Consider the following 13251-nt stretch of genomic DNA (forward strand, 5'->3'; position numbering starts at 1 on the left):
ACAATCGCCATTTTTGAAGGCAGGCCAATACCCTTCACGTTCACCATGATGAGCTTTTCCGCACGATGCCCAGCCTGTCCGAACTCGTCGAAGAAGCACGGCTGTCCGCGCGCGCATTGCTCGATTATGGCGATGGTCTGTTCAACCCCACGGTGCGGCTTGGGGTCACAGGCCTGTCGCGCGCCGGCAAGACGGTCTTCATCACCGCACTCGTGCATGGGCTGACGCGCGGCGGGCGTTTTCCGGTGTTCGAGTCGCTCGCCACCGGACGCATTGCCAAGGCCCGCCTTGCGCCGCAGCCCGACGATGCCGTTCCCCGTTTTGCCTACGAAGAACATCTGCGCACGCTGATCGACGAGCGGCGCTGGCCGAACTCCACCACCGATATCAGCGAGCTGCGTCTGGTCATCGACTATCAGCGTGCGAGCGGCGCCGACCGCACGCTCACGCTCGACATCGTCGACTATCCCGGCGAATGGCTGCTGGATCTGCCGCTGCTCAACAAGAGCTATGAGGAATGGTCGGCGGAGAGCCTTGCGCTGTCACGGCAGGGACCGCGCGCAACGCTGGCTGCGGCGTTTCACGCGCATCTCGCCACGCTCGATCCCAATGCGCCGGAAAACGAGCAGGCGACGCTGATCGCCGCGAAGCTCTTCACCGAATATCTGCGCGCCTGCCGCGACGAACGCTTCGCCATGAGCCTGCTGCCACCGGGCCGCTTTCTGATGCCGGGCAATCTTGCGGGCTCGCCGGCGCTGACCTTTGCGCCGCTCGACGTCGCCGCCGATGGCAGCGCACCGGATGGTTCGCTGTGGGCGATGATGAAGCGACGCTATGAGGCCTACAAGGATGTGGTCGTCCGCCCGTTCTTTCGCGATCACTTCTCGCGGCTGGATCGGCAAATCGTACTCGTCGATGCGCTCTCTGCCTTCAATGCGGGACCCGAAGCGCTGCACGATCTCGAAGCGGCGCTGGCCGGCATTCTCGATTGTTTCCGCATCGGCCGCAGCACGATCCTCAGCACGCTGTTCCGCCCGCGCGTCGATCGCATCCTGTTTGCGGCGACCAAGGCCGATCACCTGCATCACCTCAGCCATGACCGGCTGGAGGATGTGCTCAGGCGCACCGTAACCAAGGCCGTTGCACGCTCGGAACTGGCCGGTGCATCCGTCGACGTGGTCGCCATCGCGGCAGTCCGCGCCACCAGGGAAGCGCTGGTGCAACGCGGCCGCGACAAACTGCCGTCGATATTGGGCACGCCGGCCGCCGGCGAGGTCGCCAATGGCGAGACATTCGACGGCGAAACCGAAGTCGCGACCTTCCCCGGCGATCTGCCGACCGATCTCGATGGTTTGTTCACCGGCGGTTCTTTCAAGGGCCTCTCGACAGATGCCGCCGACAAGGCCGACTATCGCTTTCTGCGCTTCCGTCCGCCGCTGCTCACCCGCGACGGCGGCGAGGAGCCGGCGCTGCCTCATATCCGCCTCGACCGCGCGCTCCAGTTCCTGATCGGAGACAGGCTGCAATGACCGACCGTACGCGCCGCCCGGCCACGTTCCGGCTCGACGATCCCCACGTCACCGTCATGGACACCGACGAGGACGCCGGCCGCCTCGCCCGCGGCGCAATCCGCATCACGCCCGAAGCCGATCCGATGGCGATGCCCGTCGTCATCGACGAGCCGCTACGGCCGGCACGATCAGGCTTCCGCTGGGGCACGCTGTTCTGGACCGGGCTCGGCGGCCTCGTGCTGCTCGGAACGGGTCTCGGCGTCACGCAACTGGTCCGCGACCTGTTCGCGATCAATGACGGCCTCGGCTTTCTCGGCCTCGGCTTCGCCGCGCTGGTCAGCGTCGCGCTGATCGTCATCATCACACGCGAAGCGCTCAGCCTGATGCGCCTCGCCACCATCGAGAAGCTTCATGCCCGCGCGCTAGCCGTGATCGCCAGCGACGATCACGCCGAGAGCCGCGCCGTGCTCGCCGATCTACTGAAGCTCGCACATACCAATCCGCGCCTCGCCCGCGCGCGCGCCGCCCTGAAGGGCCATGCCGACGATATCATCGACGGCGCAGATCTCATTCGCGTGGCCGAGCGTGAATTGATGAGCCCGCTCGACATCGAAGCGCGTCGCCTCGTCTCGGTCGCCGCGCAGCGCGTCTCGGTGGTGACCGCCGTCAGCCCGCGCACGGTGGTCGATGTCCTGTTCGTCGCTGCGGCCGCGATCCGGCTGGTGCGCCAACTCGCAAAACTCTATGGCGGCCGGCCGGGAACGCTGGGCATGATCACGCTGATGCGCCATGCCATCAGCCATCTCGCCATCACTGGCGGCATGGCCGCCAGCGACAGCATGATCCAGCAGGTCCTCGGCCACGGCATCGCCGCGAAACTCTCGCAGCGGCTTGGCGAAGGCATGCTCAATGGCCTGCTCACTGCAAGGCTTGGCCTCGCCGCCATTGACGTGACGCGGCCATTACCATTCACGGCGCTGCCACGCCCGCAGCTAGGCGATCTCGCAAAGGATCTGCTGCGCAAGCGGGACGGGGAGAACTGAGACCTAAGCACCGCTGTCATTACCGCCTAGCGCGCCAAAAGCACGCGCGGGGCGGGGACGACAATTGAGAGGCTTGCGAATCAACACGACTAGCGCGAGGCGATCCGAATAGCGGAAGTCATCTCCGCCAGCGCAGGCCAGCGATAGAACGGTGTATCAGGCTTCGGCGTCAGGTCAGGCGTCCAGCCCGTGAGCTTGTCGATCGCATAGTGCTTCATCGCCGTGCCGCGCCAGATGGTATCGACTTCGGCAACTGACGTGAGCACCGCACTCGTCGTCGCCAGCAGCGCGCGCTGGTTGTCCGCGGTCTGCGCTATGTAGAGTCCGGTCTGCTCCTTAATTCTGTCCATGCCGGGATCGCGGAAGCCGATAAATCTGGCGCGCTCGTTGACCTGCACCACCGGCACCTTGTCTTTCAGATGCCAGCGCAGCATCGCATAGGTGCGGTAGTCGGTCGTCGCGATCCACGTGGCGCCGGTGGTCTTCATCTCCGCCAATGCGCGGTCGGCCAGCCCCTGATAGCCGCCCTCGCCGCCGAGCGGATCGTTCTTGCCAATCAGGTTCCACGGCGCGGCCACGCCATAGAGGAACACCAGCACCACCAGCGGAATGCCGGTGGCGACGGCGGCGATGCTCCAGCCATAGGAGGCACGCACCACGCGCGGCGACCAGCCGTCGCCCGCGAGCTTCGTCAGGTTGATCGCCGCCGCAGCGATCCCGGCAGGCCACAGGAACATCGGCCAGGTATCGCCGACACGCAGGGTCAGCGACTTCCATGCAAAGTAAAAGAACGGCACCAGCACGCAGGTGGCGAGCAGGATCGCGACCGGTTCGCGGCGGCGATAGCCACGCCATGCCGTGACGACAACCGCGGAGAGAATGACCGGCATCAGGATGAAGCCGACCTGGCCGAACTGCAGGCCGAGAAAATCGCCGAGCGTGCGCAGCGACACCTCGTTGTTCGTGGTGGCGCGGATGAACTGGAACCTGAACGATGCCCAGTCGTGGCCGGCATTCCAGATCAGGACCGGCGACGAGATCGCCAGTGCGATCAGCACGGCCAGCCATGGATACGGGCTGCGCAGCCAGCGCCCGCGCCATTCCGGCACCAGCATGAAAGCGAGAATGCCCGGTACGAACATCACCACGGTCAGCTTCGACAACAGCGCGAGACCACCGAAGACGCCGGCCGCGAGCCACCAGCGCCCGTCATGGCTTTCGGCAAGCCGCACCAGCGACCACAGCATCGCCATGGCGAACGGGATCAGCGCCACGTCCGGCGCGACCTTGGCCATCAGCAATCCGTAATACAGCGCCGCTTCCGACATCAGCACCGCCAGCAGCACCGCGCGCAGATCCTGCGTGACGCGGCGAACGATGTCGGCGAGCAGCAACTGCGTCACCGCCATCGCCACGATACCGGCGAAACGCGCGCCGAAATTGGTGTCGCCGAAGATCAGCGTGCCCGCACGGATGAACCATGAGATCATCGGCGGATGATCGAGGAACGACAGCACGTTTTCCTTCGACCAGGTCCAGTAATAGGCCTCGTCGGTGCGCAGATCGAACAGCCCGGCATAGACCAGCCGCATCGCTGTCAGCGCGACCAGCAATGCACCGATCACCCAAAAGGCGCGGCGGGAGACATTCCGATCGAGGTAAGGGTCGGGAAAAGACGTCATCGCCGAGCTTTTCGGCGGACTTCGCCATGCTGTCAACTTGTTGACTTTACTGCTGGATAAGGTCTGTCCGGAGGCCGCTCCGGATGGCATCGGAGCGCGTCTCGCCGTAGGGTTTCGCCATGGACGCGACGTTCAAGACAGCCGGCAAGCCGCCCGGGCCCACCCGCGCCACCGCGTGGTGGCGCAGTGTCGGCCTGCGCCAGATCCGCCTCGTCTGCGGGCTGGTCCTGTTTGCCTATCTGCTCAGCCATTTCCTCAACCACGCACTTGGCAACATCTCGCTCGACGCGTTGCAGGCCGGCGTCATCATCCATGCCGGCTTCTGGCAGTCCTTCCCGGTCGCCGAGATCTTTTATTCGGCTGTCACGATCCATGGCGTGCTCGGCATCTGGGCGCTGTACGAGCGCCGTCAATTTCGCTGGCGGGCCATCGAGCCACTACAACTCGTACTCGGACTCAGCATCCCGGCACTCATCGTCGCCCATGTGGTCGCGATCAGGCTCGGCCAGAACCTGTTCGATATCGACCGCAGCTATCCGCAGGTGTTCTACAGCTGGATCACATCGCCGTGGAAAACCTGGTCGATGTATCTCGTGGTACTCGTCTCCTGGCTGCACGGCTGCATCGGATTGTACTTCTGGCTACGGCTGAAATCCTACTTCAAAGCTGTCGCGCCCTACCTGCTCGCAGCGGCAGTTCTAATTCCGACACTGGCGCTGCTCGGCATCTTTCAGGGCAAGCGCGAGGTCGAGGCGAAGCTGACATCGCCGCAATGGCAGGCGGCAAATCTCAACGAGACACGGCTCGGCACCGAGCCGCAACAACAGACCCTGGGCGATCTCACAGATCGGCTCCTGATCGGCTATGCCGCGCTGCTCGCCATTGTGCTGGCGGCGCGCGGCATCCGGCAGCTGGCGGAGCAGCGCGCAGGTATGATCAATCTCGCTTATGGCGATGGCCGCAAAATTCGCGTCCCCACGGGACTCAGTGTCCTCGAAGCCAGTCTCCGCCATCGCGTTCCGCATGCCAGCGTCTGCGGCGGACGCGCGCGCTGTTCGACCTGCCGCATTCGTATCACCAGCGACATCGGCAACCTGCCGGCGCCGTCAGCACGCGAAGCCTTTATTCTGAACCGCATTGGCACTGGTGCCGATCCCGCGGTTCGCCTTGCCTGCCAGTTGCGGCCGACAACCGATGTGGCCTTCGTGCAATTATTCGCACCGCAGGTGACCAGCGCAAATGCGCATGCATCGCAGCCGGCGCGGATCGGCCAGGAGCGTTATCTCGTCTGCATGTTCGTCGACATGCGCGGCTCGACCATGCTCGCCGAGAAGCGGCTGCCTTACGACACCGTGTTCATCGTCAACCGCTTTCTTGACGCCGTCTCGCAAGCTGTGATCGCAAGCGGCGGCCAGCCCAACCAGTTCATCGGCGACGGCGAGCTGGCGCTGTTCGGCCTCGCCTGCGATCCGCAGACCGCATGTCGTCAGGCCCTGCAGGCTGCACGGCTCATTGCCGAGAATATCGACGAACTCAATCGCGCCCTCGCCCATGACCTGCCGCAGCCACTACGTTTCGGCATCGGCATTCACGGCGGCGAAGTCATCGTCGGCGATATCGGCTATCGCGACCACATGGTGTTCACCGCACTCGGCGATGCGGTCAATGTCGCTGCGCGCCTGCAGGACATGACCAAGAGCCTCGCTTGCGAAGTCATCATCTCCGAGGAAGTAAGCACCACTGCAGGCCTCGCGGGTGACGCGCTGCCACAACAGGACGTCGCGATCCGCGGTCGCGCCGCGCCGATGAATGTACGCACGATCGCAGATGCCAGGGTACTTCCATCTCTCGTTACCAGCGACGTGGCTCCCGCGCTTTAACGCTGTTCCTGCAGGGCGTGCATGCTTTTCCTGCCTGAACAAGCATTCAGAAAATTCCTACAGAATTTCTTCGAACCCGCTCCGAAATCGATGCGACGAATTTGCGATGGATCGAACAGACAGATCCCGCAACCAGCGCTTCGCGCATCACTGAAGGAGAACGACCATGTTTCGCAAACTCGCACTCGCATTCGTTGCTGCAGCTTCCCTCGGCGCGATGGCGCTGACGCCGTCCACCGCATCGGCCCATGGCTGGGGCTGGGGCGGTCACCACCACCACTTCCATGGCGGCGGCTTCTACGGCCCCACTTTCGGCATCGGCTATGTCGGCGGCGGCGGCGGATGCTATGTGAGCCGCCGCATGATGACGCCCTACGGCCTACGCTGGCGTACGGTTAACGTCTGCTACTAATCCTCGCATGAGGGCTGCGAACCCTGGCCGCGTCGGCCGGGGTTTTGCATTGCAGCGATATCACCTGCGTACACGCGACAACGCATGGTCGTATCGCGACCGAGCCCGGCACTCTGCTTTTGCGACCTTCCGCCGCGTCGAAAACATCCTGAATAGCGACGAATCCCGGCAAATTGGACAGATAACGGTCGGTTTCGACGATTTCTGCACGCCGTTTGAGCTATCAAGCTTGGCAATCCGCGGGTAACGTGCGCATGTCGGATATGCCGGTTTGCGGGGACCGGCAGTTCGTTATCGATTTTGATCCCGCGGAGACGACGTGATGACTAAAGGCACTGTGAAGTGGTTCAACCCGACGAAGGGTTATGGATTCATCCAGCCGGCGAATGGCGGCAAGGACGTGTTCGTTCATATTTCGGCAGTTGAGAAGGCTGGCCTTTCGACACTGAACGAAGGACAGACCGTTGAATTCGAGGAAGTTGCCAACCGCGGCAAGACCTCGGCTGAGAACCTCAAGGTTTGATACATCTGGTTTGATACCAGTGTGATCTGGCTGCTTCACCGAAGTCTTCGAGATCACGCCTCAACAATGTAGAGCGCATTCGGCACGAGCGGTTTCCTCCAAAGGGGCACCTCTCCTGCAACGCAATCAGTTTCACGCAGGATTGCGCTAATTCGATCCGCGGTGTGCGCTCTAGCCTAACTCCAAAAGTCCGAGCTGGGATCTTTCGAAGGTCCGCTCCTCAGAGTCGCCAGTTGACGTAACGCACGCCTCAGCGACGCGACGGCGCTCCATTCCCCGCTTCAGTTTTCCTTGACCCACTGATCGGCCGGCTTGACGTCCGGCAGCTGTGCATAGCCGCGCGTCCACATGTCGACCACCCATTCGGTACCCGTCGCGCGGTCCACCAGCACGGCGGTATTGTGCGGCGTCTGCAGCACCAGCGCGTTGCCGCGGTAGCGCGGATTGCCCACCGTGTGATGCTTGAGCAAGCCCCAGTCCTGGATGATCAGCAGTAGGCTGGTGACGTTGCGCGTCGTGTCCCAGCAATCGAAATTGTGCTTGTCGTCGAAATAGCGAAAGTCCGCATTGGCGATGCGCTTGTCGGTGCCGAGCACCGGGCCAACGCGGCGATCCCACCACACGACCGCCTTCTGCACGGCAGCGCGTTCCGCCGCAGCCGACGCCTTGCCCGCGGCGAGAAGCTTGGTGAGCGCGGCCCTGTCGGCAGGTGTGAAATCGAAGGCGTGGCGACGCCGGCACACGAAACCGTAGCAGATCGTCATGGAACCGGCCGATGGCGGATAGATCGAAACTGATGTGTAGAGATCGCCGACCTCGCGGGACATCTCGATCGCCTGGACCGAAGGCACCGCAAAACAGGTGCCGAGCAACAGACTGGCCGCTGCCAGCATGCCGCGCATTCTGAAATTCCCCAATTGCATCAACCCGCCAGACCTCATTCAGGACTTTTGCCGAAACTAGCGTAGCGCTTCTATGATGCCAAGGTCTCGGGCAAGGGCCTGAGTCGCCACCTATTGCAGGCTGTCCGCAATGCCCGCTGCATTCTCCGCGCCTTACGCTCCCGACGACACGACCATGGCCGCCCGGCTTCTCGCAGATGCCCGGCTCGGCCCCGAGCAGGACGCCCGGATCGACGTCACCGCCACACGGCTGATCAAAGCCATTCGGGCTAAAGACGACCGCTTCGGCGGTGTCGAAGACATGCTGCGGGAATATGCGCTCTCCACCAAGGAGGGCCTTGCGCTGATGGTGCTGGCGGAGGCGCTGCTGCGGGTGCCGGATGCGCGCACCGTCGATGCCTTCATCGAGGACAAGCTCGGCCAGGGCGACTTCATCCATCACGAGACTAGGTCGAGCGCCTTCCTCGTCAACGCCTCGGCCTGGGCGCTCGGCATCTCCCAGCGCGCGATCCAGCCCGGCGAGACGCCGACGGGAACGCTGGGCCGGCTGGCGAAACGGATCGGCCTGCCTGCGGTGCGCACCGCGACACGACAGGCGATGCGGCTGATGGGCAACCATTTCGTGCTCGGGGAAACCATCGATGCGGCGCTGGCCCGCGCCCGCACGCCGTCCGAGCGCCCGGCGCGCTATTCCTTCGACATGCTTGGCGAAGGTGCGCGCACTAGGGACGACGCGCAGCGCTATTTCGATTCCTACGCCTCGGCCATATCAGCCATCGGTCACGCCGCGGGCAACAGGCCGCTGCCCGACCGACCCGGCATCTCCGTCAAACTCTCGGCATTGTATCCGCGCTATGAGGCGGTGAGCCATCAGCGCGTGATGCGCGAACTGGTGCCGCGCCTGATCGCACTGGCGCAGCAGGCGAAGAGCCATGACCTCAATTTCACCGTCGATGCCGAAGAAGCCGACCGGCTCGAATTATCACTCGACGTGATCGACGCAGCCTTTGCCGATCCGTCGCTGGCGGGATGGGACGGTTTCGGCCTTGCGATCCAGGCCTACCAGAAGCGCGCCGAAGCGGTGATCCATCATATCGACGCGCTGGCGCGCCGTCACGATCGCAAGATGATGGTTCGGCTCGTCAAGGGCGCCTATTGGGACACCGAGATCAAGCGTGCGCAGGAACGCGGCCTCGATGGCTATCCGGTGTTCACGCGCAAGGCGATGACCGACCTCAACTACATCGCCTGCGCGCAGAAGCTGCTGGCTCTGCGCCCGCGCATCTTCCCGCAATTCGCTACGCATAATGCGCTGACCGTTGCGACCATCCTCGAACTGGCCGGTACCAGCGACGGCTTTGAATTCCAGCGCCTGCATGGCATGGGCGACGCGCTCTATGAGCAACTCGGCAAGGATCATCTTGCTGCTCGCTGGCGGACCTATGCGCCGGTCGGCAGCCACCGCGATCTGCTGGCCTATTTGGTGCGACGCCTGCTGGAGAATGGCGCGAACTCATCTTTCGTGGCGATCGCTGCGGATGACGCTGTGCCTATCGCAAGCTTGCTACGGCGACCGGCCGCGATCATCGACTCTCCCGATCGCGCGCGACACGCGAATATTCCGCTGCCAGTCGATCTCTATCGACCAGAGCGAACCAGTTCACACGGCGTCGAATTCGGCGAGCGCGCTGCGTTGAGCAAATTGCTGGCCGAGATCGCGGCCAGCAAGCCAGACATGGACAAGGCGATCGATGCCACTGCCGAGCAGGCAAACGCCGCGTTGACAGCAGCGCGCGCCGGCTTTGCATCATGGAGCCGCACGCCGGCCGAAGACCGCGCGGCGATCCTCGACAACACTGCCGACCTGCTGGAACAGCGCCGCGCCTCCTTCATCGCATTGCTGCAACAGGAGGGCGGCAAGACGCTCGACGACGCGTTGTCGGAAGTCCGCGAGGCCACCGACTTCTGCCGCTATTACGCAGCGCAAGGCCGCAAGCAATTCGGCGACGGTGAAGCCATGCTTGGACCGACCGGCGAGAGCAACGTGCTGAGCCTGCGCGGCCGTGGCGTCTTCGTCGCCATCTCGCCGTGGAATTTTCCGCTGGCGATCTTTCTCGGCCAGGTGAGCGCCGCGCTGATGGCCGGCAATACGGTCGTCGCCAAGCCGGCCGAACAAACGCCACGCATCGCAGCACGGGCCGTGCGCCTGCTTCATGAAGCCGGTGTGCCGACGTCAGCATTGCATCTGATCCAGGGTGACGGCCGCACCGGTGCCGCGCTGGTGGCGCATCCCGCCATCGCCGGCGTGGTGTTCACCGGCTCGACAGAGGTGGCGCGATCCATCAACCGCGCCCTCGCCGCCAAGGATGGACCGATCGTGCCGCTGATTGCCGAGACCGGCGGCATCAATGCAATGATCGTCGATGCTACCGCCCTTCCGGAGCAGGTCGCCGACGATGTGGTGATGTCGGCGTTCCGGTCGGCCGGGCAACGCTGCTCGGCGCTGCGGCTGCTGCTCGTGCAGGACGATGTCGCCGACCGCATGATCGAAATGATCATGGGCGCCGCCCGGGAACTCAAGCTGGGCGATCCCCGTGATGCCGCCACCCATGTCGGGCCGGTGATCGACGCCGAGGCAAAGCAAAAGCTCGATGCGCATATTGCACGCATGACAATCGAGGCACGCGTGCATCTGGCGGGCATGGCACCTGCGGGCAATTTCGTCGCGCCGCATATCTTCGAACTCGCGAGCGCACGGCAACTCACCGAGGAGGTGTTCGGCCCGATCCTCCATGTGGTGCGCTACCGCGCTGCCGACTTCGACAAGGTGCTGCACGATATTGCCGACAGCGGCTACGGGCTCACGCTCGGCGTGCATTCGCGGATCGACGATATGGTTGAGCGCGTGATCGCGCGCCTGCCGGTCGGCAATGTCTATGTGAACCGCAACATGATCGGCGCCGTGGTGGGCGTGCAGCCCTTCGGCGGCTTCGGACTCTCGGGCACCGGGCCGAAAGCCGGCGGCCCGCATTACCTCGCCCGCTTCGCCACTGAACAGACGGTGACGATCAACACGGCTGCCGCGGGTGGCAATGCAGCATTGATGACGGGCGGCGACTAGCAGCGCTGCTTCCCGTTTCAGGCCGTTGCATCACCCATCGAAGATGGGTCAAATGCGCCACGGGATTCCAGACGGAATTAAATTCCGGCAGACGGCAAGAACAACACGCAGAACAAAAGCGACGGGAGTGACGTATGGAAGACGGTCTGTTCAAGGGGCTGAAAGTGCTGGACTGCGCGAGTTTCATCGCCGCGCCCGCCGCAGCCACAGTGCTGTCCGACTTCGGCGCCGACGTCATCAAGATCGAACCGCCCGGTGCCGGCGACCCCTATCGCAATCTGCCCAACCTGCCCGGCTATCCCAAGAGCGAGCATAACTATGCGTGGATGATGGAGAGCCGGAATAAGAAGAGTCTCGCGCTTGATCTGGCCAAGCCGGAAGGCCAGGCGGTGCTCTACAAATTGATCGCCGAGGCAGATGTGTTCATCACAAATTTCCCGCCGCCGGTGCGCAAACGCCTCAAGATTGCCTATGAGGATATCGCTCCGCTGAACGAAAGGCTGATCTACGCCTGCTTCACCGGTTACGGTGACAAGGGCGCGGAAGCCGACAAGCCAGGTTTCGACTCCACCGCTTGGTGGGCACGCTCCGGCATGATGGATCTGGTGCGCGCCGATGACGATACCACGCCCGCGCGATCGATTGCCGGCATGGGCGACCATCCCTGCGCCATGGCGCTGTATGGCGCCATCGTCACCGCGCTCTACAAGCGCGAGAAGACCGGTAAGGGCTGCCAGGTGAAATCGAATCTGATGGCCAATGGCGTGTGGTCGTCGAGCGTGCTGGCCCAAGCCAAACTTGTCGGCGCCAAATTCGAGAAACGTCGCGGGCGCGAGGAAGCGCTCAATGCCGTCACCAATCACTACAGGTGCCGCGACGGTCGCTGGATCATGCTGTCGCTGCTTGCCGAAGAGCGGCAATGGCCGGCTTTCACCAAATGCCTCGGCCGCGAGGACCTGCGCGACGATCCGCGCTTCGCCACCAAGCCGGATCGCCATGCGCGCTCGGTCGAGCTGATCAGGATCCTCGACGAGGTGTTCGCGACCCGCGACCTCGCCGACTGGCGCGAGCGGCTTGACGGAAACGGCCTCGTGTTCGGCTTCGTCGGCATTCTCGACGACATTCCGAACGATCAGCAGATGAAGGACAACGACGTCCTGATCCCGTTCGAGGGAACCGACATCCTCACCATCAACAGCCCGATCTGGATCGGCGGAGAGACCAAGCGCAAGCCGCATCTGCCGCCATCGATCGGCCAGCACAGCGACGAAATCCTGCGCGCCGCCGGTTTCGACGATGCCGAGATTGCGCGGCTGCGAGCTTCCGGCGCGGTAGCATAGTCGCGCAAGCCGCGGACTACGCAGCCCGCGCGAAAGAGTTTCAAATTACGACGCGGCCTGTGATCACGAAGTGGTCACGGGCCGACCTGAAACCTCCTCCCCCAAAACGCGTAGCTGGTCTCGTTAGCGCAACAGGCACTCGCCATGTCGCGCGGCAACGAGATCACCACGCCTGCGGATTCCCCGCCGGCGACGCCACTATCAACCGGGAGACGACCATGTCCAAGAAGCGCATTGCACTGCTGTCATTTGCCGCCTTCAGCACGCTGATGATTTCGGCGAGCTTCCTCGAACCCGCTACCGCCAAGATGATGAAGGGCGAGAACACCGTCATGGTTGGCGGCGCCGCGATGTATCCGTCGAAGAACATCGTCGAGAACGCGGTGAATTCGAAGGATCACACCACACTGGTCGCTGCCGTGAAAGCTGCCGGCCTCGTCGATACACTGGCCAGCCCCGGCCCTTTTACCGTGTTCGCGCCGACCAATGCCGCATTCGGCAAATTGCCGAAGGGCACGGTCAATACGCTGGTGCAGCCCGAGAACAAGATGACCCTCACCAAGATCCTGACCTATCATGTGGTTCCCGGTAAACTCGAAGCCGCCGATCTCACCGATGGCAAGAAGCTGACCACCGTCGAGGGCGAACAGCTCACCGTGAAGCGTTCGGGCCGCAAGGTCATGATCGTCGACGCCAAGGGTGGCACCTCGACCGTTACCATTCCGAACGTCAACCAGTCGAACGGCGTGATCCACGTGGTCAACACCGTGCTGATGCCGGGCTGATCACCTCTCTCCTCCGAGCGACGAGACGGCGCATTCCCAAAGCCTCGGCTGT

General features: G+C 63.5%; 10 protein-coding genes. 8 read left to right on the forward strand and 2 right to left on the reverse strand.

Annotated elements, in window-relative coordinates; translation table 11 throughout:
• Positions 1-65: 65 nt before the first annotated feature.
• Entirely contained in the window at positions 66-1529 is a 1464-nt protein-coding gene (locus CIW50_RS20025) for a YcjX family GTP-binding protein (protein WP_149532949.1), read from the forward strand.
• Positions 1526-2554, forward strand: coding sequence for a YcjF family protein (locus CIW50_RS20030; protein WP_149532950.1), 1029 nt, complete (start codon positions 1526-1528; stop codon positions 2552-2554). Before CIW50_RS20025 ends, CIW50_RS20030 begins: the two co-directional genes overlap by 4 nt.
• Positions 2555-2643: 89 nt before the next feature.
• Here CIW50_RS20030 and CIW50_RS20035 read toward each other — a convergent pair whose 3' ends face one another.
• Positions 2644-4236, reverse strand: coding sequence for a glycosyltransferase family 39 protein (locus CIW50_RS20035; protein WP_149532951.1), 1593 nt, complete (start codon positions 4234-4236; stop codon positions 2644-2646).
• Positions 4237-4355: 119 nt separating this feature from the next.
• Between CIW50_RS20035 and CIW50_RS20040 the strand changes: the two genes are divergently transcribed.
• The 3 genes from CIW50_RS20040 (at position 4356) to CIW50_RS20050 (ending at position 7051) form a co-directional block, all read left to right on the forward strand.
• The gene (locus CIW50_RS20040) at positions 4356-6116 is read left to right on the forward strand and encodes an adenylate/guanylate cyclase domain-containing protein (protein ID WP_149532952.1); all 1761 of its coding nucleotides are present in this window, start codon (positions 4356-4358) and stop codon (positions 6114-6116) included.
• A 166-nt stretch (positions 6117-6282) separates the two neighbouring features.
• Positions 6283-6528 carry a hypothetical protein gene (locus tag CIW50_RS20045; protein WP_149532953.1) on the forward strand — a complete coding sequence of 82 codons (246 nt, stop codon included), beginning with the start codon at positions 6283-6285 and terminating at the stop codon, positions 6526-6528.
• Between the two features lie 322 nt (positions 6529-6850).
• Positions 6851-7051, forward strand: a complete 201-nt coding sequence (locus CIW50_RS20050) for a cold-shock protein (RefSeq protein WP_068734210.1) — start codon at positions 6851-6853, stop codon at positions 7049-7051.
• A gap of 281 nt (positions 7052-7332) precedes the next feature.
• Here the strand turns inward: CIW50_RS20050 and CIW50_RS20055 are convergent, their stop codons facing one another.
• Positions 7333-7944, reverse strand: a complete 612-nt coding sequence (locus tag CIW50_RS20055; RefSeq protein ID WP_149533108.1) for a hypothetical protein — start codon at positions 7942-7944, stop codon at positions 7333-7335.
• 139 nt (positions 7945-8083) lie between these two features.
• On the opposite strand from CIW50_RS20055, the gene putA reads away from it, so the two are divergent.
• From putA to CIW50_RS20070, 3 genes are all read left to right on the forward strand, one after another.
• Positions 8084-11074 carry a bifunctional proline dehydrogenase/L-glutamate gamma-semialdehyde dehydrogenase PutA gene (gene putA / locus CIW50_RS20060; RefSeq protein ID WP_502707512.1) on the forward strand — a complete coding sequence of 997 codons (2991 nt, stop codon included), beginning with the start codon at positions 8084-8086 and terminating at the stop codon, positions 11072-11074.
• A gap of 134 nt (positions 11075-11208) precedes the next feature.
• The gene (locus CIW50_RS20065; protein ID WP_149532955.1) at positions 11209-12414 is read left to right on the forward strand and encodes a CaiB/BaiF CoA transferase family protein; all 1206 of its coding nucleotides are present in this window, start codon (positions 11209-11211) and stop codon (positions 12412-12414) included.
• A 218-nt stretch (positions 12415-12632) separates the two neighbouring features.
• A complete protein-coding gene (locus tag CIW50_RS20070) occupies positions 12633-13199 on the forward strand; it encodes a fasciclin domain-containing protein (RefSeq protein WP_149532956.1) in 567 nt (188 codons plus the stop codon).
• Positions 13200-13251 lie beyond the last annotated feature (52 nt).

Source organism: Tardiphaga sp. P9-11, assembly GCF_008329525.1.
Lineage (GTDB): Bacteria > Pseudomonadota > Alphaproteobacteria > Rhizobiales > Xanthobacteraceae > Tardiphaga.